Source organism: Blattabacterium cuenoti (assembly GCF_014251275.1).
GTDB lineage: Bacteria > Bacteroidota > Bacteroidia > Flavobacteriales > Blattabacteriaceae > Blattabacterium > Blattabacterium cuenoti_AG.
On sequence record NZ_CP059183.1, the window covers coordinates 375,582 to 399,745 of the forward strand.

Annotated in this window: 35 protein-coding genes; 2 read left to right on the forward strand and 33 right to left on the reverse strand. The window is 23.9% G+C overall.

Features of this window, described 5'->3' with window-relative positions; all coding sequences use genetic code 11:
• From rplO to rplM, 29 genes are all read right to left on the reverse strand, one after another.
• Window positions 1-474 (reverse strand): 50S ribosomal protein L15, encoded by a 474-nt coding sequence (gene rplO, locus H0H76_RS01765; RefSeq protein WP_185855335.1) that lies wholly within the window; start codon window positions 472-474, stop codon window positions 1-3.
• Entirely contained in the window at window positions 467-1,000 is a 534-nt protein-coding gene (rpsE, locus tag H0H76_RS01770) for a 30S ribosomal protein S5 (protein WP_185855336.1), read from the reverse strand. Before rpsE ends, rplO begins: the two co-directional genes overlap by 8 nt.
• Before the next feature lie 15 nt (window positions 1,001-1,015).
• Window positions 1,016-1,348: a 50S ribosomal protein L18 gene (gene rplR / locus H0H76_RS01775; RefSeq protein WP_185855337.1), complete on the reverse strand. Its 333-nt coding sequence runs from the start codon at window positions 1,346-1,348 to the stop codon at window positions 1,016-1,018.
• A gap of 1 nt (window position 1,349) precedes the next feature.
• Window positions 1,350-1,898, reverse strand: coding sequence for a 50S ribosomal protein L6 (rplF, locus tag H0H76_RS01780; RefSeq protein ID WP_185855338.1), 549 nt, complete (start codon window positions 1,896-1,898; stop codon window positions 1,350-1,352).
• A gap of 67 nt (window positions 1,899-1,965) precedes the next feature.
• Entirely contained in the window at window positions 1,966-2,343 is a 378-nt protein-coding gene (gene rpsH, locus H0H76_RS01785) for a 30S ribosomal protein S8 (RefSeq protein WP_185855339.1), read from the reverse strand.
• Between the two features lie 36 nt (window positions 2,344-2,379).
• Window positions 2,380-2,649 (reverse strand): 30S ribosomal protein S14, encoded by a 270-nt coding sequence (gene rpsN / locus H0H76_RS01790; RefSeq protein ID WP_185855340.1) that lies wholly within the window; start codon window positions 2,647-2,649, stop codon window positions 2,380-2,382.
• On the reverse strand, window positions 2,642-3,214 hold the full coding sequence (gene rplE, locus H0H76_RS01795; protein ID WP_185855341.1) for a 50S ribosomal protein L5: 573 nt from the start codon (window positions 3,212-3,214) through the stop codon (window positions 2,642-2,644). Before rplE ends, rpsN begins: the two co-directional genes overlap by 8 nt.
• Before the next feature lie 21 nt (window positions 3,215-3,235).
• Window positions 3,236-3,496, reverse strand: coding sequence for a 50S ribosomal protein L24 (gene rplX, locus H0H76_RS01800; protein ID WP_185855342.1), 261 nt, complete (start codon window positions 3,494-3,496; stop codon window positions 3,236-3,238).
• A 24-nt stretch (window positions 3,497-3,520) separates the two neighbouring features.
• A complete protein-coding gene (gene rplN / locus H0H76_RS01805; RefSeq protein ID WP_185855343.1) occupies window positions 3,521-3,892 on the reverse strand; it encodes a 50S ribosomal protein L14 in 372 nt (123 codons plus the stop codon).
• 7 nt (window positions 3,893-3,899) lie between these two features.
• On the reverse strand, window positions 3,900-4,166 hold the full coding sequence (rpsQ, locus tag H0H76_RS01810; protein WP_185855344.1) for a 30S ribosomal protein S17: 267 nt from the start codon (window positions 4,164-4,166) through the stop codon (window positions 3,900-3,902).
• Window positions 4,112-4,351, reverse strand: coding sequence for a 50S ribosomal protein L29 (gene rpmC / locus H0H76_RS01815; protein ID WP_185855345.1), 240 nt, complete (start codon window positions 4,349-4,351; stop codon window positions 4,112-4,114). Before rpmC ends, rpsQ begins: the two co-directional genes overlap by 55 nt.
• Before the next feature lie 9 nt (window positions 4,352-4,360).
• On the reverse strand, window positions 4,361-4,780 hold the full coding sequence (gene rplP / locus H0H76_RS01820) for a 50S ribosomal protein L16 (RefSeq protein ID WP_185855346.1): 420 nt from the start codon (window positions 4,778-4,780) through the stop codon (window positions 4,361-4,363).
• 62 nt (window positions 4,781-4,842) lie between these two features.
• On the reverse strand, window positions 4,843-5,532 hold the full coding sequence (gene rpsC / locus H0H76_RS01825; protein WP_185855347.1) for a 30S ribosomal protein S3: 690 nt from the start codon (window positions 5,530-5,532) through the stop codon (window positions 4,843-4,845).
• 18 nt (window positions 5,533-5,550) lie between these two features.
• Window positions 5,551-5,919, reverse strand: a complete 369-nt coding sequence (locus H0H76_RS01830) for a large ribosomal subunit protein uL22 (RefSeq protein WP_185855348.1) — start codon at window positions 5,917-5,919, stop codon at window positions 5,551-5,553.
• A gap of 53 nt (window positions 5,920-5,972) precedes the next feature.
• Complete coding sequence (gene rpsS, locus H0H76_RS01835) at window positions 5,973-6,257, reverse strand: 30S ribosomal protein S19 (protein ID WP_185855349.1); 285 nt, start codon at window positions 6,255-6,257, stop codon at window positions 5,973-5,975.
• A gap of 22 nt (window positions 6,258-6,279) precedes the next feature.
• Window positions 6,280-7,104 (reverse strand): 50S ribosomal protein L2, encoded by an 825-nt coding sequence (gene rplB, locus H0H76_RS01840; RefSeq protein ID WP_185855350.1) that lies wholly within the window; start codon window positions 7,102-7,104, stop codon window positions 6,280-6,282.
• 4 nt (window positions 7,105-7,108) lie between these two features.
• Window positions 7,109-7,777, reverse strand: a complete 669-nt coding sequence (gene rplW / locus H0H76_RS01845) for a 50S ribosomal protein L23 (protein WP_185855351.1) — start codon at window positions 7,775-7,777, stop codon at window positions 7,109-7,111.
• A gap of 32 nt (window positions 7,778-7,809) precedes the next feature.
• Entirely contained in the window at window positions 7,810-8,457 is a 648-nt protein-coding gene (rplD, locus tag H0H76_RS01850) for a 50S ribosomal protein L4 (RefSeq protein WP_185855352.1), read from the reverse strand.
• A complete protein-coding gene (gene rplC, locus H0H76_RS01855; RefSeq protein WP_185855789.1) occupies window positions 8,439-9,080 on the reverse strand; it encodes a 50S ribosomal protein L3 in 642 nt (213 codons plus the stop codon). Before rplC ends, rplD begins: the two co-directional genes overlap by 19 nt.
• 28 nt (window positions 9,081-9,108) lie before the next feature.
• Window positions 9,109-9,414, reverse strand: a complete 306-nt coding sequence (rpsJ, locus tag H0H76_RS01860; RefSeq protein WP_185855353.1) for a 30S ribosomal protein S10 — start codon at window positions 9,412-9,414, stop codon at window positions 9,109-9,111.
• 5 nt (window positions 9,415-9,419) lie between these two features.
• Window positions 9,420-11,543 carry an elongation factor G gene (gene fusA, locus H0H76_RS01865; protein WP_185855354.1) on the reverse strand — a complete coding sequence of 708 codons (2,124 nt, stop codon included), beginning with the start codon at window positions 11,541-11,543 and terminating at the stop codon, window positions 9,420-9,422.
• A gap of 10 nt (window positions 11,544-11,553) precedes the next feature.
• Complete coding sequence (gene rpsG / locus H0H76_RS01870) at window positions 11,554-12,030, reverse strand: 30S ribosomal protein S7 (RefSeq protein WP_185855355.1); 477 nt, start codon at window positions 12,028-12,030, stop codon at window positions 11,554-11,556.
• The gene (gene rpsL / locus H0H76_RS01875) at window positions 12,017-12,415 is read right to left on the reverse strand and encodes a 30S ribosomal protein S12 (protein WP_185855356.1); all 399 of its coding nucleotides are present in this window, start codon (window positions 12,413-12,415) and stop codon (window positions 12,017-12,019) included. Before rpsL ends, rpsG begins: the two co-directional genes overlap by 14 nt.
• A 39-nt stretch (window positions 12,416-12,454) precedes the next feature.
• The gene (map, locus tag H0H76_RS01880) at window positions 12,455-13,282 is read right to left on the reverse strand and encodes a type I methionyl aminopeptidase (RefSeq protein WP_185855357.1); all 828 of its coding nucleotides are present in this window, start codon (window positions 13,280-13,282) and stop codon (window positions 12,455-12,457) included.
• On the reverse strand, window positions 13,282-14,832 hold the full coding sequence (gpmI, locus tag H0H76_RS01885; RefSeq protein ID WP_185855358.1) for a 2,3-bisphosphoglycerate-independent phosphoglycerate mutase: 1,551 nt from the start codon (window positions 14,830-14,832) through the stop codon (window positions 13,282-13,284). Before gpmI ends, map begins: the two co-directional genes overlap by 1 nt.
• Window positions 14,833-14,840: 8 nt before the next feature.
• Entirely contained in the window at window positions 14,841-15,698 is an 858-nt protein-coding gene (gene tsf / locus H0H76_RS01890) for a translation elongation factor Ts (RefSeq protein WP_185855359.1), read from the reverse strand.
• Window positions 15,679-16,392, reverse strand: a complete 714-nt coding sequence (gene rpsB, locus H0H76_RS01895) for a 30S ribosomal protein S2 (protein ID WP_185855360.1) — start codon at window positions 16,390-16,392, stop codon at window positions 15,679-15,681. Before rpsB ends, tsf begins: the two co-directional genes overlap by 20 nt.
• A 20-nt stretch (window positions 16,393-16,412) precedes the next feature.
• On the reverse strand, window positions 16,413-16,796 hold the full coding sequence (gene rpsI, locus H0H76_RS01900) for a 30S ribosomal protein S9 (RefSeq protein WP_185855361.1): 384 nt from the start codon (window positions 16,794-16,796) through the stop codon (window positions 16,413-16,415).
• The gene (rplM, locus tag H0H76_RS01905) at window positions 16,793-17,254 is read right to left on the reverse strand and encodes a 50S ribosomal protein L13 (RefSeq protein WP_185855362.1); all 462 of its coding nucleotides are present in this window, start codon (window positions 17,252-17,254) and stop codon (window positions 16,793-16,795) included. Before rplM ends, rpsI begins: the two co-directional genes overlap by 4 nt.
• A 220-nt stretch (window positions 17,255-17,474) precedes the next feature.
• On the opposite strand from rplM, the gene dnaK reads away from it, so the two are divergent.
• Window positions 17,475-19,376 (forward strand): molecular chaperone DnaK, encoded by a 1,902-nt coding sequence (gene dnaK / locus H0H76_RS01910; protein ID WP_185855363.1) that lies wholly within the window; start codon window positions 17,475-17,477, stop codon window positions 19,374-19,376.
• Between the two features lie 92 nt (window positions 19,377-19,468).
• On the opposite strand, the gene H0H76_RS01915 is transcribed toward dnaK, so the two are convergent.
• From H0H76_RS01915 to rsfS, 4 genes are all read right to left on the reverse strand, one after another.
• Window positions 19,469-20,122 carry a phosphatidylserine decarboxylase family protein gene (locus tag H0H76_RS01915; protein ID WP_185855364.1) on the reverse strand — a complete coding sequence of 218 codons (654 nt, stop codon included), beginning with the start codon at window positions 20,120-20,122 and terminating at the stop codon, window positions 19,469-19,471.
• A gap of 18 nt (window positions 20,123-20,140) precedes the next feature.
• Window positions 20,141-20,758 (reverse strand): phosphatidate cytidylyltransferase, encoded by a 618-nt coding sequence (locus H0H76_RS02880; protein ID WP_317168072.1) that lies wholly within the window; start codon window positions 20,756-20,758, stop codon window positions 20,141-20,143.
• Window positions 20,759-20,991: 233 nt separating this feature from the next.
• Window positions 20,992-22,923: an ATP-dependent zinc metalloprotease FtsH gene (gene ftsH, locus H0H76_RS01925; protein WP_185855365.1), complete on the reverse strand. Its 1,932-nt coding sequence runs from the start codon at window positions 22,921-22,923 to the stop codon at window positions 20,992-20,994.
• A 63-nt stretch (window positions 22,924-22,986) separates the two neighbouring features.
• On the reverse strand, window positions 22,987-23,298 hold the full coding sequence (gene rsfS / locus H0H76_RS01930; RefSeq protein WP_185855366.1) for a ribosome silencing factor: 312 nt from the start codon (window positions 23,296-23,298) through the stop codon (window positions 22,987-22,989).
• 113 nt (window positions 23,299-23,411) lie between these two features.
• Between rsfS and H0H76_RS01935 the strand changes: the two genes are divergently transcribed.
• The gene (locus H0H76_RS01935; RefSeq protein WP_238783859.1) at window positions 23,412-24,164 is read left to right on the forward strand and encodes a biotin--[acetyl-CoA-carboxylase] ligase; all 753 of its coding nucleotides are present in this window, start codon (window positions 23,412-23,414) and stop codon (window positions 24,162-24,164) included.

Consider the following 24,164-nt stretch of genomic DNA (forward strand, 5'->3'; position numbering starts at 1 on the left):
TTAAATTAATATAGGAGTACCTCCACTATTTTTTATAGATTCAGATGCATTTTTACTAAATTTTTCTGCTTGTATTTTTACAGAACTATTAATTTTTCCTCTACCTAATATTTTAATAGAATAATTTTTTTTTAAAAATTTATTTTTAAAAAGTGTTTCTTTATTAATAACATTATTTTTATTAATTTTTCCTATATCTATATAATGTTGAATAGTATCTACATTAATTAAAATTGTTTTTTTTGCAAAATTTTTTCTTTTAAATCCAAATTTAGGAATTCTTCTTTGTATTGGCATTTGACCTCCTTCAAATCCTATTTTTTTAGAATAACCTGATCTTGATTTATATCCTTTATGACCTCTTCCACATGTTCCACCTTTTCCAGATCCTTGCCCTCTTCCTAATCTAATTTTTTTTTTATTTATCCAATTTTTTGATTTTAAAAAACAATAATTAACATTATTATTATCCATTATAAACTTTTTTAATAGAAATTCCTCTTTGTTTTGATATAATATATACGTCTCTAATTTTACTAAGAGCCTTTATAGTTGCTTTTATTATATTGTGATGATTAGAAGATCCCTTAGATTTAGATAAAACATTTTTTAATCCTGATGTTTCTAATACTATTCTAATAGGTCCTCCAGCAATAATTCCAGTTCCATCTGATGCAGGTTTAAGTAAAATACGTGCTCCTCTATATTTTGCTTCTTGTTCATGTGGTATAGTCCCATTTGAAATACAAACCTTTCTAACATTTCTTCGTGCTCTATCACCAGCTTTCCTGATTGCATCTGTAGCTTCTTTAGATTTACCGAACCCATAACCTATTAAACCATTTTCATTTCCTTTTATAACTATTGCACTAAAACTAAAATATCTTCTACCTTTAGTTACTTTACAAACTCTAGTTACTCCAACTAATCTTTCTTTTAAATCTAATCCTGTATATTTTGCTTTTTTTTCTTTACTATTTTTATTATATAAAATATTCATAAATGACATATAAATCTAAAGTTTTATACTATATTCTCTTATTCCATCTGCTAGAGATTTTATTCTTCCATGATATAGATATTTACCTTTATCAAAAACAAGTTTTTTTATTTTTAATTTTTCTGCTCTAACACCTAATAATTTTCCTACTTCATAAGACAATTCTACCTTTGTTTTTTTTTTATATTTTTTTTTTATAAATTCTTTATCAATTGAAGAAGAACAAGTTAAAGTTTTTCCATAAAAATCATCTATTATTTGTGCATAAATTTCTCTATTACTTCTAAATACAGATATCCTTGGTCTATTAGTTTCTCCAAAAATTTTTTTTATTTTTTTATTTTTCATATCAAACAGATTTTCCAGTTTTTCTTCTTATTTCTTCTCCTATGAATCTTACCCCCTTACCTTTGTAAGGTTCAGGAGCTCTAAATGATCTAATTTTAGATGCTACTATACCTAATAACTGTTTATCATATGACTTAAGTATAATAATAGTATTTTTTCCTTTATATAATTTTATATCTACTAAAATTTCTTTTGGTAATTGTAACATAATATTATGAGAAAATCCTAAATTCATATCTAAAATATTATTTTCTTTTATATTTGCTTTGTAACCAATTCCAACTAGTTCCAATTCTTTTTTAAAACCTATAGATACACCTATAATCATGTTTTTAATTAAAACATTATATAGTCCATGTAAAGATTTAGAAATTTTATCCTCTTTATTTCTACTTACTGATAATTTATTATTATTAATGTTTATTTTTATTTTATCAGAAATTTTTTGAACTAAATTTCCTAATTTACCATTTACAAATATTTTATTATCAACTATTTTTAGTTTTACATTTTCAGGAATTAAAATTAATTTTTTACCAATTCTAGACATTTAATAAAAGTTTATCTTTTTTTTTATATTTTTACTAAAATAAAAATAGTGTAAATAATAAAATACTTTAGTATACATAACATAATATTTCTCCACCTATTTTTCTTTTTTTTGCTTCTTTATCTGTAATAATTCCATAAGAAGTAGATATTATAGCAATTCCCAATCCATTCAAAACACGAGGTAAATTTTTATATTTAACATATTTTCTTAATCCAGGTTTACTAATTCTTATAATTTTATTTATTGAAAAAATATTTTTTTCACAATATTTTAAATATATTTTAATTTTATTATTTTCTTTTTTATAATCTAAAATATATCCATTTTCTAATAGTACAACTGTAATTTTATTTTTTATTCTAGAATATTGTGTGATCAAATATTTATGATTTGCAAAACCTGCATTTCTAATTCTAGTTAAAAAATCAGCAATAGTATCCATCTTTAATATAATTTTTTATATTATATATTATAAAAATTACCAACTAGCTTTTTTTACTCCTGGAATAAACCCTTGAGATACAAAATTTCTAAAAACAATACGAGATATACCAAATTTTCTCATATAACCTCTACATCTTCCAGTAATTGAACATCTATTTCTTAAACGAACTGGAGAAGAATTTCTTGGTAATCTTTGTAAAAGATCATATTTTTTATATTTTTTTAACATTTTTCTTTTCTTTTTATATTTTTCTACAAGATTTTCTCTTTTTTTTTGTCTAGCCTTTACAGATTCTTTAGCCATGTTTTATATTATTTTTATTCATAAAAGGAATACCAAAAAGAGACAATAACCTTTTTGTTTCTATATCTTTTTTTGAAGAAGTAACAAATGTTATATTCATTCCTATACTTTTTTTAATTTTGTCTATATCTATTTCTGGATAAATTATTTGTTCTAAAATTCCCATATTATAATTTCCACTTCCATCAAAACTAGTATTTTTAACACCATTGAAATCTCTTACTCTAGGTAATGCAATAAAAATTAATCTTTCTAAAAATTCATACATATTATTCCTACGTAAAGTAACTTTTACTCCAATTGGCATTCCTTTTCTAAGTTTAAATCCAGCTTCATCATGTTTAGAATAACAAAATATTGATTTCTGTCCAGTAATATCAGTAATTTCATTCATAAAAAATTCTATATCTTTTTTATTTGAAGAAAAAATTCCAATCCCTTGATGTACAACTATTTTTTTTAATTTTGGAACTTCCATAACAGATGAATAATTAAATTCATTTATTAAAGATGAAATAATCTTATCTTCATAAAGTTTTTTCAATCTAGGTAATGAATTATTCATTATAATTAATTATTATTTTGTTTAACTTTTATTTTCACCTTTTTCATCTTTTTCATCTACATGTAATTTTTTCAAATTAGATATATGTATAGAAGATTCTTTTTCTAAAATACCTCCTTTTGGATTTTTTACATTTGGTTTAATATGTTTTTTTACTATATTAATTCCTTTTATAATAGCTCTATTTTTTTTTAAAAAGATTTTTGTTACAAAACCTATATTTTTTTTATAATCACCTGATAAAATTAATACTCTATCACCTTTTTTTATTTTTCTAATCATATTAAAACTTTATTAACATTAAGTTTATAATACTTCTTGTGCTAAGGATATTATTTTCATATATTCTTTTTCTCTTAGTTCTCTAGCTACTGGCCCAAAAACTCTTGTCCCTAATATTTCTCCAGATGTATTAATTAATACACATGCATTATCATCAAAACTTATATAAGAACCATCTTTTCTTCTAGTTCTTTTTTTAGTTCTAATAATTACAGCTTTAACTATTTGTCCTTTTTTTATAGTACTTCCTTTTGTAATAGATGTTTTAATAGTAACTACTACAGTGTCTCCTACTCTAGCGTACTTTTTTCTTGTCCCACCTAAAACTCTTATTATTAATACCTCTTTTGCTCCAGTATTATCTGCTACTTTACATATAGACTCCTGTTGCAACATAAAAAATTTATTTATATTTCTTTAATATTGTTATTAATTTCCAATGTTTTCTTCTACTTAATGGGCGAGTTTCTACAATACTTACCATATCTCCATTTTTAGAAATATTGTTTTCATCATGAACCATATAGATTTTGTTTTTAATAATACTTTTTCCATAATTTTTATGTTTTACTTTCTTCATTTCAGAAACTATAATGGTTTTATTCATTTTATTACTTATAACTGTTCCTTGTCTTTGTCTTTGTTTTCGATTATTTCTAACTTTTTCCATGAAATTTTTTTATTTAATTCAGTTATTAATCTAGCAATATTTTTTCTAAAAAGTCTTATTACCATTGGATTTTCATGTACTTTAACAGAATTATCTAATTTTAACTTTTTGTAATAATTTTTACTTAATTCAATTTGTGTTATTAATTCATCAATTGAAAATTTTTTTATATCAATATTTTTCATAAAAAAAAATTAGGAATCAATTTCATGAGAAATTATGAATCTCATTTTTATTGGGAGTTTTTGAGCAGCTAATCTTAGTGCTTCTTTAGCTATTTCAATTTTTACCCCATCTACTTCAAATAAAATTCTACCTGGTTTAACTACTGCGACCCAAAATTCAACAGGGCCTTTTCCTTTTCCCATACGTACTTCTTGAGGTTTTTTAGTAACTGGTTTATCTGGAAAAACATTAATCCACAGTTTACCTTCTCTTTTCATATATCTTGTCGCAGCGACTCTAGCCGCTTCTAATTGTTTAGAAGATATCCAAGCACTTTCTAAAGCTTTAATACCATACAAACCTCTACAAAGTAAATTACCTTTTTTTGAATTTCCACGTATTCTACCTTTTTGTTTTTTTTTATATTTTGTTTTTTTTGGTTGTAACATTTACTTTATAAATTTATTCATTATTATTAATTAATAAACAAAAAATTATAATTTATAAAATATCATTTTTTTCTTCTATAAAAATTACTTCTAGGTTTTTTTTGTATTTCTATAAAGTGTGATAAGTCTTTTTTTCCATATATTTCACCTTTCATAATCCAAACTTTAATTCCTATACTTCCATATACTGTATGTGCTACATCCATATAGTAATCAACATCTGCTCTAAAAGTTCCAAGAGAAATTCTCCCTTCTTTGTAAGTCTCACACCTAGCCATTTCTGATCCATTCAATCTTCCAGAAATTTGAATTTTTATTCCATAAGCATTCATTCTCATAGCAGAAAGTATAGATAACTTTATAGATTTTTTATAAGAAATTCTATTTTCTAATTGTTTTGATAAATTTTTAGTTACTAAAATAGCATCTAATTCAGGACGTTTAACTTCCGATATATTAATTTGAACTTCTTTTTTAGTAAGTTTTTTCAACTCTTTTCTAATAGTATCTACTTCTTCTCCACCTTTTCCTATAACCAATGCTGGTCTTGAAGTTCGAATTGTAATAGTAATAAATTTTAAAGTTCTTTCTATAAAAACTCTAGATATTATACCTTTTGGTAATCTTGCTTCTATATAACTTCTTACTTCAAAATCTTCTTTTAATCTCTCTTTATAATTATTACACCAACTTGATTGCCAACCAATTATAATACCTAATCTATTAACAATTGGATTAGTTTTTTGTCCCATAAAAATTAAATTATTTTTTTATTTTTTACATAAAGTAACTACAACACTTATTAATTCTTTCTTTATTCTATGTCCTTTTCCTTGTGGAGCAGGTCTAATTCTTTTTAAAATTTTATTTTTATTTACTATAATACTATTTATAAATAGATTTTCTTTTTTTTTCTTAAGTGAAGATCCATATTTTATCTTCCAATTTGATAATAAAGACAAAAGTAATTTTTTTAAAACAATTGACCTCTTACTTCTATTAATATTAGATAGTATTTCTAAAGCATTTTTTATTTCTTTATTTCTTATTAAATTCACTAAACGTCGCATTTTTCTTGAAGAACTTTTTACTTTGTTTAATGATGCTGATACTACATTAGTATTAGTTACTGTTCTCATTTATTTTAAACACTATTAAAATTACTATATTTTATATTTATCAATAAAAAAACTTAATTCTTAACTTTTACTTTTCTTTTTGATCCGGAATGTGCTCTAAATATTCTTGTAGGAGCAAATTCGCCAAGTTTTCGTCCTATCATATCTTCAGTAATATACACATTAATAAATTGTTTACCATTATGAACTGAAAATGTTTGACCTACAAAATCAGGAAGTATTGTAGATGGTCTTGACCATGTTTTAATAGCAGTTTTTTTATTATGCTTTATATTTTTTAATACTTTTTTATAAAGTTTATATGAAACATATGGTCCTTTTTTTAAAGATCTACCCATAATTACTACAAATTTTTTATAATTATTTTTTTCTTCTTTGTAAAATATACTTATTAGAGTGTTTTCTTTTATTTCTAGTTTTAAATCCTTTAGATGGTATTCCTTTTCTACTTCTAGGAATACCTCCAGTTGCTTTTCCTTCTCCACCTCCCATAGGATGATCAACTGGATTCATAGCTACACCTCTAGTTCTAGGTCTTTTTCCTAAATGTCTTTTTTTTCCAGCTTTTCCATATTTTTCTAATTGATGATCTAAATTAGATACAATTCCTATTGTAGCCATACATGAATTAATTATCATCCTAATTTCTCCAGATGGAAGTTTTATACTAGAATATTTTTCATCTCTAGCAAATAATTGAGCAAAAGATCCTGCTCCTCTTGCTATTTTTGCTCCTTGTCCAGGATTAAGTTCTATGCATGAAATATTAGTACCTAATGGTATTTCACTCAAAAATGTAGAATTCCCTATATCAAAAGGAATATTTTTACCAGAAATTACTTTTTGTCCAATTTTCAATCCTTCTATTGCTAAAATATAGTTTTTAACTCCATCTTCATAACAAAGTAACGATATAAAAGATGATCTATTTGGATCATATTCTATTGATTTCACTATTGCACTTATACCAAATTTTTTTCTTTTAAAATCAATAATTCTATATTTTTTTTTATGCCCACCTCCAATAAAACGCATAGTTCTTCTACCTGTATTATTTCTACCTCCAGATTTTTTTTTTCCTATTACTAATTTTTTTTCAGGAATATTAGTTGTTAGTTTTTCAAAACTATTTTTAACTCTAAACCTTTGACTAGAGGTCAAAGGTTTTAATTTTTTTACTGACATTTAATTAATTTTTCTTTTTTTTTCCTTTTAATTTCCCTTCTTCCTTATTCTTTAACTCTATTTCTTTTCCTTTTAATTTCCCTTCTTCCTTATTCTTTAACTCTATTTCTTTTCCTTTTAATTTCCCTTCTTCCTTATCCTTTAACTCTATTTCTTTTCCTTTTAATTTCCCTTCTTCCTTATCCTTTAACTCTATTTCTTTTCCTTTTAATTTCCCTTCTTCCTTATTCTTTAACTCTATTTCTTTTCCTTTTAATTTCCCTTCTTCCTTATTCTTTAACTCTATTTCTTTTCCTTTTAATTTCCCTTCTTCCTTATTCTTTAACTCTATTTCTTTTCCTTTTAATTTCCCTTCTTCCTTATCCTTTAACTCTATTTCTTTTCCTTTTAATTTCCCTTCTTCCTTATCCTTTAACTCTATTACTTGTACAATTACCTTTTTAATTTTTTTTTTACTTATGTTAAAAACCTTTTTTTTCGTTGAAAATTTAAATTTTTTTTTCTTAGAATAAATCATAGTTTTTATATTTTCAATAGAAAATCCAAACATCCTTATGATCTCTTCTTTAATCTTATTTTTATTAAAATTAGGATAAACAAAGAAAGTATAACGATTATATTTTTCCTTTTTTTCTATAGATTTATCCGTAACAATGGTTTTAATTAAAATCATAATTCTTAATTTTAATTACATTTTACATTACTTTATAATTTCTTATTATTTTCATAAGATAAATATTTATATATCTTATCTATACAATTCTCAAACAAAAGAATATTAGGAAAATTTAGCAAATAAAAACAATTTAATTCATTTATATGTATAAATTTCAATAATTTTAAATTTCTTGATGATAAATATAAATTTTTATTTATATCACCAGATATTATTAATAGTTTTACATTATATAATTTAATCGACTTTAATAGAGTTACAAAAAACTTAGTTTTTGGAAATTTTATTTGTATATTTTCTATAATATTTATTTTTTTGTTAATTATCTTTTCTTCTATTAAGAATTTTTTAACTTTACTCTTAGTATTTTTATTTATTTTTATTAAATATTTTCTTGGTTTAGGCCCAAATACTCTACCTCCACCTCTAAAAATAGGATTTTTAATATTTCCTTTTCTAGAACTACCAGTTCCTTTTTGTCTATGTAATTTTCTATTACTACCTGAAATCTCCCCACGCTCTTTAGATTTATGTGTTCCTTGTCTTTGAGCTAACAAATATCTTTTATTCTCTAAATATACAGAGTTATCATATTTTTTGTTTGACAACATTTTATCATCAAAACATATTTTCTTATCCGTATAATTTCCATGTTTGTCTAATACTTTAAATTCCATTTCTTCTTTTTTATCATCAAATATGAATTTATATTTCCAGGTATTGACCCATTTAACACTAATATATTATTTTTACTATCTATTTTTAAAATAACTAAATTTTTAATAGTTACTTTCTTTCCTCCCATTCTGCCTGCCATTTTTTTCCCTTTAAAAACACGAGATGGATCTGACCCAGCACCTATAGATCCAGGTGATCTTAAACGATTATGTTGGCCATGACTTCTTTCTCCAACTCCAGAGAAATTATGTCTTTTTACGACTCCTTGAAATCCTTTACCTTTTGAAATTCCACATATATCTACTATCTCACCTACATTAAAAAAATTAACACCTATAACATCTCCTAATTTAAAATCTGTATAACTACTATTTTTAAATTCTAATAATTTTTTTTTTGGAGATATACCAGATTTTTTAAAATGGCCCAATAATGGTCTACTAACTTTTTTTATCTTTTTTTCATCAAGACCTAGTTGTATAGAAAAATATCCATCATTTTCCAATGTTTTTATTTGTACTACATAACAATAATTAACTTTTACAATAGTACAAGCTACATTGTCACCATTATCCAAATAGATACTTGTCATTCCGAAATTTTTTCCTATAATTCCACTAATTTTAGTATTATTCATATAATCATTATAATCAAACTTTTATTTCTGCTTCTACCCCACTAGGTAATTCTAATTTCATTAATGCATCTACCGTTTTAGATGTTGCATTTTGTATTTGTAAAAGTCTTTTATGAGTTGGAAGTAAATACTGTTCTCTTGATTTTTTATTTACATGAGGTGATCTTAGAACTGTAAATATTTTCTTATTAGTTGGTAAAGGAATAGGTCCATTTAACACTACCCCTGTAGGTAAAACAGATTTTACAATTTTTTCTGCTGATTTATCTAATAAATTATAATCATAAGATTTTAATTTAATTTTTATATTATAACCCATGATATTTATATATTTTTTTTTCTTTTTTGTTTATTATTTTTTTTATCATTCATTACAATATCATATGTTACCATTTCTGGTACAATATCATAATGAGAAAATTCCATAGTAGATGTCCCTCTACCAGAGGATAGAGTTCTCAATACTGTAACATATCCAAACATTTCAGATAATGGAACAAATGATTGAATAATCTTAATATTATTTCGTTCATTCATATTTTGAATTAAACCTCTTCTTCTATTTAAATCACCTATTACGTCACCCATATTTTCTTCTGGAACAACAATTTCTAATTTCATAATTGGTTCTAATAAAACAGGCTTTGCTTTTTTAGCAGCTTCCCTAAAACCTAGTTTTCCTGCTAATTCAAAGGAAAGTTGATCAGAATCAACAGGGTGATATGATCCATCTATAATAGTTATCTTTGCATTTTCTATTTCATATCCTGATAATGGCCCACTTTTCATCATTTCTTTACATCCTTTTTCTATAGAAGGAATATATTCTTTAGGAATATTTCCACCTTTTATTTTATTAATAAATATTAATCCAGACTTTCCAATTTCTCCAGGCTCTAATATAAAAAGTATATCTGCATATTTCCCTTTTCCACCAGTTTGTTTTTTATATATTTCCCTATGTTTTACTAAATCAGTTAAAGCTTCTTTATATTCTACTTGTGGTTTACCTTGATTTACTTCTACTTTAAATTCCCTTTTCATTCTATCTACAATAATTTCCAAATGTAATTCCCCCATTCCAGAAATAATAGTTTGGCCAGTATAATTATCCGTTCTAACTTGGAAAGTAGGGTCTTCTTCCATTAGTTTTGATAAAGCTAAGCTCATTTTGTCAATGTCTGACTTATACTTAGGTTCTATAGCTAATCCTATAACAGGATCTGGAAAAGATATATTTTCTAATAATATAGGATTTTTTTCGTCACACAAGGTATCTCCAGTTTTAATATCCTTAAAACCAACTATAGCTGCAATGTCCCCAGCACTTACTTGTTTTACTGGATTTTGTTTGTTTGCATGCATTTGATATATTCTAGAAATACGTTCTTTATTTCCAGACCTAGCATTAAAACTATATGATCCAGATTCTATTTTTCCAGAATAAACTCTAAAAAAAGCTAAACGTCCAACAAAAGGATCACTTGCTATTTTAAAGGCCAATGCAGAAAATGGATCATTTTTACTGGGTCTTCTTGATTCTTTTTCTTTATTAACAGGATTAATACCTATTACATCCTTAACTTCTAATGGAGATGGTAAATATCTACATATTGCATCCAACATTGTTTGTACACCTTTATTTTTGAATGAAGATCCACATAAAATAGGAATTATATTTAAGTTAATTGTATTTTTTTGTAAAGATTCTATTATATCTTTTTCAGATATAGAAGAAAAATTATCATATAAATATTTTTCCATTATAACATCATCATATTCAGACAAAGTCTCTACAAGCTTACTTCTATATTTTTTTACTATATTTTTCATTTCAGTTGGTACAGGAATTTTTTTATATGTCATACCATAATCTTTTTCGTTCCATACTATAGCAATATCTGATATTAAATCTACAATTCCTATAAAATCATCTCCAGATCCAATAGGGATTTGCAAAGGTACTGATTTTGCTCCTAAAACATTGTTTATTTGATAGCAAACATCAAAAAAATCTGCTCCTTGTCTGTCCATTTTATTAACAAATGCTATTCTAGGAATATCATATTTATCAGCTTGTCTCCAAACAGTCTCTGATTGTGGTTCTACTCCATCAACTGCACTAAATAAAACAACCATTCCATCTAAAACTCTCATAGATCTTTCAACTTCTACAGTAAAATCTACATGTCCTGGAGTATCAATAATATTTATTTGATATTTATTGTTTTCATAATTCCATTCACAACAAGTAGCAGCAGAAGTTATAGTAATACCTCGCTCTTGTTCTTGTAACATCCAATCCATAGTTGCAGTGCCATCATGAACTTCTCCAATTTTGTGATTAATTCCAGTATAGAATAATATTCTTTCTGTAGTAGTTGTTTTTCCCGCATCTATATGTGCTGCAATACCTATGTTTCTTGTATATATTAGATTTTTTTTCATATTAATAAAACTAAAATCTAAAATGAGAAAATGCTTTATTTGCTTCAGCCATTTTATGAAGATTTTCTTTTCTTTTTATAGTTTCTCCTCTTTCTTTAAATGCATCAAAAATTTCATATGCTAATTTATTAGCCATAGATTTTTCTTTCCTCATAACGGCACATTTAATTAAAAGTTTTATTGCTCTTGTCATTTTATTATTAGAGGAAATCAAAACAGGAATTTGTATATTTGTTCCACCCATTCTTCTACTTCTAACTTCTACATTAGGCATAGAATTTTTTAATCCCTCTTTCCATATTTCTAATGATGATTTTTCTTCTTTTTGTTTAATTAAATCTATTTTTTCCATAGCATTATAAAATATTCTATATGCAGTATTTTTTTTACCATTTTTCATTAAATGATTTACAAAACGAGTAACAAGAACATCATGAAACTTAGGATCAGGAGAATACAATTTTTTTTTCTTCTTAATTTTTCTCATTTACTATTTTATTTTTTTTATCCATTTTAGCTCCATATTTGCTTCTACTTTTTTTCCTACCATTTACTCCGGCGGCATCTCTTGCTCCTCTAACTATTTTATATTTTACTCCTGGTAAATCTTTTACTCTTCCTCCTTTCACTAAAACAATGGAATGTTCTTGAAGATTATGTCCTTCTCCAGTTATATAACTAATTACTTCTTTTCCGTTTGTAAAGCGTACTCTAGCTACTTTTCTCATAGCAGAATTAGGTTTTTTAGGAGTAGTAGTATATACTCTAGTACAAACTCCTTTTTTTTGTGGACAAAAGTCTAATGCAATAGATTTACGTTTTTTATTTGGAGTTTTTCTACCTTTTCTAATTAATTGTTGTATTGTAGGCATAAAAATAACATTTATAAAATATCGAAAAATATACCATTTTCATAAATTATCAAAATCTATCTTTTTGTTTTGATAATAAGATTCTTCTAATGATTCAATATTTAATTCTTTATAAATGTAACTAAAAGTAGATAATAAACATGGATTACCATCTACAATAGCAACATTGTGTTCATAATGTGCAGATGGATTTTTATCTAAAGTGGTTATAGTCCATCCATCTTTATGAAATAAAATATCAGATGTCCCAATGTTTATCATAGGTTCTATAGAAAGAACTAGCCCTTCTTTTAATTTTATTCCTTTTCCTTTTTTTCCAAAATTTGGTACTTTTGGATCTTCATGCATATTTTTTCCTATTCCATGTCCTACAAGATCTTTTACTATAAAATATCCATTTTTTTTAATAATATTTTCTATAGAATGTCCTATATCTCCAATTCTATTTCCAATTTTACATTTTTTTATACCAGCATAAAGAGATTTTTTAGATAATTCAAGAAATTTTTTTATTTTACTTGATACATTACCTACTTCAAAAGTATAAGCATGTTCACCATAGTATCCATTCATGTATACTCCACAATCTATTGATATTATATCACCTTCGTACAAAGGTTTTTTATTTGGGATCCCATGAACTACTTGATAGTTTGGTGAAACACATAAAGTATTTGGAAAATCATATAATCCTAAAAATGCTGGTATTCCTCCATTATCACGTATAAAAATTTCTGCAATATTATCCAGATAAATAGTATTTACTCCTGGTTTTATTTCTTTTGTTAATAAACCCAAAGTTTTTGAAGCTAAAACAGAACTTTTTTTCATTAAAATTATTTCCTCTATAGTTTTTAAAAATATCATTATCTTTTATAAGATTTAATTATTGTATTTCCTGTCATTGCCTCTGGTATAGGTAAATTCATTAATTTTAAAATAGTTGGAGCAACATCTGATAAAATTGCTCCTTCTCTTAAAATAATATTTTCTTTTTTTATTTTATTTTCTATAAAAATAAAAGGGACTGGAGAAGTAGTATGCTTTGTATTTGGTTCTCCATTTATATCAAGCATACATTCTGCATTTCCATGATCTCCAACAATAACAACCATGTAAAAATTTTTTATTGCTTCTTCTACACATAATCTTGTACATTTATCAACAAATTCACATGCCTTTATTGTTTCTAACATTTTTCCAGTATGCCCTACCATATCTGGATTAGCAAAATTCAAACAAATAAAATCATAATATTGTTTTCTTAATTTTGGAATAATACTATTTACTATTTTAATAGAACTCATCTCAGGTTTTAAATCATAAGTAGATACTTTAGGAGAAGGACACATAATACGAATTTCATTTTCAAATGGAATTTCTCTTCCTCCAGAAAAAAAATAAGTTACATGAGGATATTTTTCAGTTTCAGAAATTCGTATTTGTTTTCTTCCTTCTTTTTCTAACACTTCACCTATAGTATCTGATAATATTTGTTCTTTAAACATAGATAAAACATTATTATACTTATTGTTATAACAAGTCATGGTAATATAATTTGTTATATTAACTTTTTTTTCACATATACAAGGGTTATTACTTCCAATAAAAAGTTCTGTAATTTGTCTTGAACGATCAGATCTAAAATTAAAACAAAATACAATATCTCCATTTTTTATTCTAGCAATTGGATGGCTATTTTCGTCAACTATTATAAATGGTTGCAAAAATTCATCCGTTATCCCTCTTTTATAAGAATCTTCTATAGAAGAAAAAATATTTTTAGTAAAAAATCCTTTACAATTTACCATCGCATCATATGCTATTTTAGTTCTTTCCCATTTAAAATCTCTATCCATAGCATAATATCTTCCAATTACAGTAGAAAGTTGGCCTCCATATTTTTTCAAAACTTCCATTAAGTTACTAATATGAATCATACTTTCTTTTGCAGATGTATCTCTTCCATCTGTAAATGCATGAATATATATTTTTTTATTTATTCTTTTCTCATAAAGTATTTTAATAATATGAAAAAGATGATTAATATGTGAATGGATCCCACCATTAGATAATAATCCAATAAAGTGAATTTTTTTTTCTTCAGTATTTTTTAATAAAAAATCTATCTTTTTTTTAAAAGTTCCATTTTTAATAGATAAGTTTATTCTTTTTAAACTTTGTACTATTTTTCTACCAGATCCTAAATTTATATGACCTACTTCAGAATTACCCATTTGTCCTTTTGGTAACCCAACATGTTCACCAGAAGCTATCAATTTACTATATGGATAATTATTATAACAATAATCTATAAACGGGGTTTTAGCTTGTTCAATAGCTGATGAAGAAAATAATTCAAAATTTTTTGGGGGGATTCCCCATCCATCTAAAATTATTAAAATAAGTTTTTTCATTAAACATATTAAACTTTTATTCTTTTAAAAAAAACAATTTCCGAATTTATTGAAGAATTTTTTAAATATTCTTCAACAGAAATTTTATTATTTTTAATAAATTTTTGACTCAAAAGAACATTATTTAATATAAATTTTTTTATTTTTCCTTGTAATATTTTTTCTATTATATTTTGATTTTTTTCTTTTGATTTTGAAGAATATTCATTTTTTATTTGATTTCTAATAATATCAATTTCTTTTTCTAAAACATTATTTGGTATTCCTTCTTTTTTTATTGAAATAGGATCCATAGCTGTAATATGCATTGCTATATTTTTAGCAACATCTTTTTCTAATTTTGATGAAAATCCAACTAAAACTGCTATTCTATTATAATGAGTATAATTCATTACAAATGGATATTTTGCTATCTCATAAACACTCAATTTTATAGATTCTCCAGAAATACCTATATAATGTAAAATCATTTCTTCTACATTTTTATAATTATATTCTTTACAAGAAACATTTAAAAAATCTTTTTTATTTTTACTATTACAAAACAATGATTTTTTAGAAATAATAGATAATAAATTTAAAAATTTACAATTTTTAGAAAGAAAATCTGTTTCACAACTAATTCCTAAAATAGTTCCAAAAGAATAATCTGAATTAACATTTGAAAGAACTGCTCCTTCTTTTATAATTGATTTTGATCTAATTAACGATAAATCCTTACATTTTTTTCTTAAAAAATCTATTGCTTTATCTATATTTCCATTAGAATAAATTAATGCATTCTTACAATATAAAACTCCTATCCCAGTTTTCTTTCTTAATTCGTTAACTTTAGTAATTGATATTTTATCTAATTTTTTTTTCATATCGTATGTTTCTATTAATATCAATTCCTTCTTTTATATAACTTATGAAAAACTTCAATATAATATCTATAGATTTAGAAGAATCATCATTTGAAGGAATAGGATATTTAATATCATTAGGATTAGTATTTGTATCTACCATTGCAAAAGTAGGTATCTTTAATTTTTTTGCTTCTTCTAAAGCTATTTTTTCTTTATTTGGATCCACTAAAAAAATAGCACCAGGAATATGATTCATATTAGAAATACTACCTAAATTTTTATATAATTTATTATATGATCTATTAATTAGTATTTTTTCCTTTTTTGATAATGTATCAAAAGTTCCGTTTTTTTTCATTCTTTCTATTCCATTCATTTTTTTAACAGATTTACGAATTGTAGTAAAATTAGTAAGGAACCCCCCTAACCATCTTTCTGTTACACATGGCATATTTATACTTTTTGCATAAAAAGAAATCTTTTCCCTAGCTTGCTCTTTTGTTCCAACTAATAATATTTTTTTTCCAAAAATAGCTATTTTTTTTATTTCAAAACATGCTTCTTTAAGTTTTAAAATAGTTTTACATAAATCAATAATATGTACTCCTTTTTTTTTCATAAAAATAAAAGGTCGCATATTTGGATTCCATTTTCGTGTAATATGACCAAAATGGACACCTGCTTTTAATAAATCTTTAATATTAATTTCCATATTTTTTAAAAAAAAATTTATTAACGTTTTGAGAATTGATATTTTTTTCTTGCTTTTTTCTGTCCAAACTTTTTTCTTTCTACTTCTCTAGGATCACGTGTTAATAAACCTTCATTTTTCAATTTTTTTTTATTTTTTGGATTTATTTTACAAATAGCTCTAGATATAGCAAGAGAAATAGCTTCTGCTTGACCATTAAATCCTCCTCCAAAAACACTAATATTTATGTTAAATTTATCTAAAATGTTCAATAATTTCATTGGATAAAAAATCTTATTATGTACATATTTAGGAAAATACTTATCTAATTTTTTTAAATTTACAGTTATTACTCCATTTCCAGATTCTAAATAAATTCTCGCTAAAGATCTTTTTCTTCTTCCTATAGTATGTATTTTTTTCATTTTAAAAAATTAAAATTTTTTAATAAAATTGGTTTTTGTGCCTCATGTTTATGATATGAATTTGAATATATATGCAATCTTTTTTTCAGCATAAAACGGCCTAAACGATTTTTTGGTAACATTCCTTTTACGGATTTATATACTATTTTTCTAGAATCTTTATATAACAAATCTTTAAAAAAGATCATTTTTTGCCCACCAGGAAATCCTGTATGTCTAATATATTTTTTATTATTTAACTTTTTTCCAGTTACTTTAATGTAATCAGAGTTAATTACTATTACATGATCTCCACATATCATATTATAGCTAAAAAATGGCCTATGTTTTCCTATAATAATTGAAGCTATTCTTGAAGAAAATCTTCCAAGTATTTGATTACTTGCATCTAGTAATATCCATTCTGATTTTATATTTTTTTCTTTTAACGAACATGTTTTAAAACTTAAAAAATCCATAATTATATTTTTACTTTTTCAATATAAGTAATTTTTAAAAAAATATTTATAATAATGACTTTTTGTCATAATTTTTTTTTTATATTATATAAAAACATTTTATTGTCATTTATACAAATTTGTTAAGTTTAAACTACAACTATTAATAACTATGGCATAATCATTGATGAATTTTAATTTATATTATATTAAATAATTAATAATTAATAACTATATAGAAATGAGTAAAATTATAGGTATAGATTTAGGGACTACGAATTCTTGTGTTGCAGTAATGGAAATAAATGATCCAGTTGTAATTCAAAATTCAGAAGGTAAAAGGACTACCCCATCTATAGTAGCTTTTGTAGATGGAGGAGAAAGAAAAATAGGAGATCCTGCAAAAAGACAATCAGTAACAAATCCACAAAATACTATTTTTTCTATAAAAAGATTTATGGGAAGAATGTATTCAGAAGTATCTGAAGAATTAAAAAATACTCCTTATAAAATAATTAAGGGTGGAAATAATACCCCACGTGTTAGTATAGGTAATAGGCTATATTCTCCTCAAGAAATATCAGCTATGATATTACAAAAAATGAAAAAAACAGCAGAAGATTATCTTGGACAAGAAATAACTAGAGCTGTAATTACAGTTCCAGCTTATTTTAATGATGCACAAAGACAGGCTACAAAAGAAGCAGGAGAAATAGCTGGATTAAAAGTAGAAAGAATAATAAATGAACCTACTTCTGCTGCACTAGCATATGGATTAGATAAAAATAATCAAAATAAAAAAATAGTTGTATATGATTTAGGTGGAGGAACATTTGATGTTTCTATTTTAGAATTAGGAGATGGTGTTTTTGAAGTATTATCAACAAATGGAGATACACACTTAGGAGGAGATAATTTTGATCAAATAATAATTGACTATTTAGCTAATACTTTCAATAAACAAGAAAGTTTAGATCTTAGAAAAGATCCAATGGCATTACAAAGATTAAAAGAAGCTTCTGAAAAAGCAAAAATAGAATTATCATCTTCAAATCAAACAGAAATAAATCTTCCATATATTACAGCTACTGAATCAGGACCAAAACATCTAGTAATTACTTTAACTAAATCAAAATTTGAACAACTATCAGAAGAATTAATAAGAAGATCTATTGATCCTTGTTATAAGGCTTTAAAAGATGCAAATTTAGATACAAAAGATATTGATGAAGTTATTTTAGTTGGGGGATCTACAAGAATTCCAAAAGTACAAGAAGAAGTTGAAAAATTCTTCAAAAAAAAACCATCTAAAGGAGTAAATCCAGATGAAGTTGTAGCTATAGGAGCTGCAATACAAGGGGGTGTATTAACAGGAGATGTAAAAAATGTGTTATTATTAGATGTTACTCCTTTATCTTTAGGGATTGAAACATTAGGTGGGGTATTTACTAAACTAATTGATTCAAATACAACAATTCCTACTAAAAAATCAGAAATATTTTCTACAGCATCTGACAATCAATCTGCAGTAACTATAAGAGTAGGTCAAGGAGAAAGACCAATGTTTAATGACAATAAAGAAATAGGTCGATTTGATTTAATTGACATTTCACCTGCTCCAAGAGGTATTCCACAAATAGAAGTAACTTTTGATATAGATGCAAATGGAATTTTAAATGTATCTGCAAAAGATAAAGGAACAGGTAAAGAACAATCTATAAAAATAGAAACATCTTCAGGACTGAATCAAGATGAAATAGAAAAAATGAAGAAAGAGGCTCAAGAAAATGCTGAAAAAGACGAAAAAATTAAAAAAGAAATAGACATATTAAATTCTGCAGATAATAAAATTTTTCAAACTGAAAAACAATTAAAAGAATACAAAAATAATTTATCAGAAAAAAACAAAAAAAATATTGGAAACTGTTTAAAAGAATTAAAAGATGCCCATGCTAAAAAAGACTTTATAAATATTGAAAATAGCATAAAAAAACTAAATGATGCTTGGACAAATGCTTCTAAAGAAATTTATTCAAATTCAAAACAAAAAGAAAACAATAAAAATAAATCAGAAAAAAAAGATGAAAAAAATGAAAAAGGAAATGAAAATATACAAGATGTAGATTATGAAGAAGTAAAATAAAAAAAGTATTTTTATTTTATTTACTATTTACTTTACTAATTTTATTTATTAAAATCTTTTTTATTAAAATTAAGGAGAATGCATTGTAATTTTTATGGAATAAAAGATATTTTAGTTATTCCTCCAATTACTTTTTCTCCTTTCTTTATTAAAATTTTAGAATTTAAAGGAACAAATATATCAACTCTAGATCCAAATTTTATAAAACCTAATTCATCGCCACTTTTTACAATTGAATTTTTTTTTGCATAAGTAACAATTCGTCTAGCTATAAATCCAGCTATTTGTCTTAACAAGATTTTTTTTCCTTGTATTGTTTTTATTACCAGTGTAGTATGTTCGTTTTGCAATGATGTTTTTTTTAACCAAGCAATAAAATATTTTCCTGAATTATATTTAATATAAATAATTTTTCCAGATATAGGATATCTGTTAACATGGACATCTAAAATAGATATGAAAATAGATATACAAAAACATTTTTCTTTCAAAAATTCATTTTCAAAAATTCTTTTTATTTCTATGATCTTACCATCTGCAGGAGATATTATAATTTTTTTATTTTTATGAAAAAAAAATCTTTTAGGATTTCTAAAAAAATAAATTATAAACATATAAAATGTAAAAGAAATAACACATGACAATAAAAAAATTGTTTTAGTAAACAAAAAAAATATTATAAATAATAAAAAAAATATAATTAAAAATGAATATATCAAAAAAAATTTACCTTCTTTATGAATCATTTATTTATTGTTAATTTTTTAAAAAATAAAATCTAGTTTTATTAAAATATATATAATTGGAATAACAAAAATAAAACTATCTAATCTATCTAAAAAACCTCCATGTCCTGGTAAAAATACACCAGAATCCTTTACATTATAATATCTTTTAATAGTTGATTCTACTAAATCTCCTAAAGATCCAAAAACAAAAACTATAATAGACAAAATTATCCAATATTTTTCCCCCCAAATTTTTAACAAAAAAAATCCTGATATTAAACAAAAAAATAAACCACCTAAATATCCTTCTAAAGATTTTTTAGGAGATATAAAAAACACTATTTTTCTTTTTCCCAATTTATTTCCTATTAAATATGAAAAAGTATCATTAACACAAGTAAGAAAAAAAATACCTAGAATTATTTTTTTTCCATTTCCAATAATATTATATATATAACATGTTAAATAAAAAGGTAAAATTATGTATACTAAACCAAAAATTAATTTATAAACTTGTGAAATTTTTATTTTATTTTTATTATTTTTTATATGAAAAAGTTTAATTAGTTTAATATGAATAATTAAAAAAAATACGTAGTGATAAAAATAGTAAATATTAAATAAACTTACAATACTTCTTTTTAAAAAAAAAATCTAGTAATGTAAAAAAAACAAAAAAAATGAATGATTTTTTAATAAAAAAAGGAGAAAATTTCGATAAAATAAAAAACTCTAATAAACAAAAGTAAGATAAAATTATCATAACAAATGTAAATATTTTACCGCCTTTTTCTATTGAAAATAGAATAAATAAAATATAAATTATTCCAGTACAAAATCTTATAAAAAAATTTAATCTTTTTTTTTTTTCATACACATACAAAAAATTATACAGTTTTTCTTAACATATCTCCTATTTCGTCTGGATATGGTCTTTCTCCAAAAATTTTTTTTAAATCATCTCTAAAAATTACTTCTTTCTCTAACAATTCATTAGCTAACATAGCTAACTTCTTTTCATTATTTTTTAATATGACTTTTGCTCTTTGATATTGTTCAGAAATAATTTTTGATATTTCTTCGTCTATAATTTGAGCAGTTTTTTCACTATAAGGTTTAGAAAATGTAAATTCATTTTGTCCTGTAGAATCATAATAAGATATATTACCTATTCTTTCATTTAACCCAAAAATTGCTACCATAGATTGAGCTTGTTTTGTTACTTTTTCTAAATCATTTAATGCACCTGTTGAAACTGATCTAAAAATAATTTCTTCTGCTGATCTACCTGCTAATAATGCACATATTTCATCTTTCATTTGTTCTGGAGTAGTTAATTGTCTTTCTTCCGGTAAATACCATGCAGATCCTAAAGATTTTCCTCTTGGAACTATTGTAACTTTTACTAAAGGAGATGCATGTTCTAATAACCAACTTATAGTAGCATGTCCAGCTTCATGATATGCAATTCTTTTTTTTTCATTTGGTTTTATAATTTTATTTTTTTTCTCTAATCCTCCTACAATACGATCTATTGCATCTAGAAAATCTTTGCTTACTATTTTTTCTCTATTTTTCCTTGCTGCAATAAGAGCAGATTCATTACAAACATTTGCTATATCAGCTCCACTAAAACCAGGAGTTTGTCTAGCTAAAAAATCAATGTCTACTTTATTAGACAAAACTAAATTTTTTAAATGGACACGGAATATTTCTTTTCTTTCATTCAATTCTGGAGAATCAACTGATATAGTTCTATCAAAACGACCTGGTCTAAGTAAAGCTTTGTCTAAAATATCTGATCTGTTTGTTGCAGCTAAAACAATGACATTTGTATTTGTTCCAAATCCATCCATTTCTGTTAATAGTTGATTAAGTGTATTTTCCCTCTCATCATTTGATCCAGCAATACTACTTTTTCCCCTTGCTCTTCCTATTGCATCAATTTCATCAATAAATATTATACATGGTGATTTTTCTTTTGCTTTTTCAAACAAATCTCTAACTCTAGAAGCTCCAACTCCTACAAACATTTCTACAAAATCTGATCCTGATAAAGAAAAAAAAGGAACTTTTGCCTCTCCAGCTACTGCTTTTGCAAGTAAAGTTTTTCCGGTCCCAGGAGGTCCTATTAATAATGCTCCTTTTGGAATTTTTCCTCCAAGTTTAGTATATTTATTAGGATCTCTTAAAAATTCAACTATTTCTTGAACCTCTTCTTTAGCCCCTTCTAATCCAGCTACATCTTTAAAAGTAATTTTTATATTATCATTTTCATCAAATAGTCTAGCTTTTGATTTTCCAATATTAAATATTTGACCACCTGCTCCACTAGCGTGTGTCCCAATTCTTCTGAAAAGAAATATCCAAAAAATAATTAATAATATAAAAAAAATTCCGTAATCAAAGAAAAATTTTGTTATTGTATATTCTTGTTGATTTTTAAATTCAATAAGAGTATTTAAATTATATTTTTCTTTATATTTTTCAAATTTTTTTTGAAAGAATTGTAAATCTCCTATTTCAAATTCGTATTTTAATGGATTAACACGGAATTTATTATCATCTAAAAAATTATGATTACTTTTTATTATATTTTTTGGAAATAATTCTTTATTTAAATAAACATGTACTATCTCTCTATGTTGAACAATAATTTTTTTTATTAACCTTTTTGATAAAAGATTAAAAAAAGTATCCTGATCTATTTTTCTATAGTTGGAAAATGTAGATTTAAAAAAAAAGATTCCAATAAATATTACAAATATAACTGCATAAATCCAAAAAAAATTGTTCTTTTTTTTTACTTTTTTTTTCATATCATATACATATAGTAGTAGTAAGTTTCTTCATTAAATTATAATTTTATAAATAAAATTATTTTATTTCCAAATTCTATCTATATCATAATACAATCTTTTTTCTTCTTGAAAAACATGAACAATAATAGATATATAATCTACTAATATCCATTCTTTATTTTTTAGTCCTTCTATATGAAAAGGTTTTTTATTAAAATTTTTTATTACATGTTTTTTTATAGATTGATATATTGCAAATACTTGATTATTAGAATTACCATTGCAAATTACAAAATAATCACATAAAAAATTTTTTTTACTTTCTAAATTTAAGATGGAAATTTTTGTACCATTAACTGATTCAATTCCTTCTATAATTTTCTTTAATAACAAAATAATAGTTATATTATAATTTTACAATATTAAATTAAGCAAAAATAAGATATTCACCTTAAAGAAATTGAATTTATCAATATAAAATGTTTTTGAAAAAATTTATTTTTCCTGTGAATTTAATATATGTTGAAAAAATAAATTCTACAAATGAATATGCAAAAAAATATTGTTTAAATTATTTTCATCATAATAAAAACAAAAATTGGATAATTATTTCATCTGGATATCAAACTAATGGATTAGGAACAAGAGGTAATTTCTGGTATTCAACAAATAATAAGAACTTAATTTGTAGCATAATTATATTTCATACTAATAAAAATTTTTATATAAAAAGAAAATATATAATAAATGTTATTATTAGTAATGCAATACACAAAGTTTTAAAAAAAATCTCTAACAAAAAGTTTTTTTGGATAAAATGGCCTAATGATATTTTCATAGAAAATAAAAAAATAGGAGGTATTTTGATAGAAAATTACGTTTTTTTTAATACAATAAATACTTCTATTATTGGAATAGGTTTAAATATTAATCAAATAGAATTCGATGATAAGCTTAATGCTACTTCTTTGAAAAAAATTTTTAAAAATAACTTTAAAATAAAAAATATATTTTTTGATATTATTTTTTCTATACAAACGGAATATTTATATTTTATAAAATATGGAGAAAAATTAATAAGAAAATATTATATAAAAAATTTATACTTAAAAAATAAAAAGTCTTTGTTTTATATTTGTAAAATAAAAAATATAATATATGGTATTATAAGGTCTGTAAATAAACAAGGTTTATTAATACTAGAAATAAAAAATAAATTATATTTTTTTCATCAAAAAGACATAATATTTATATTTTAA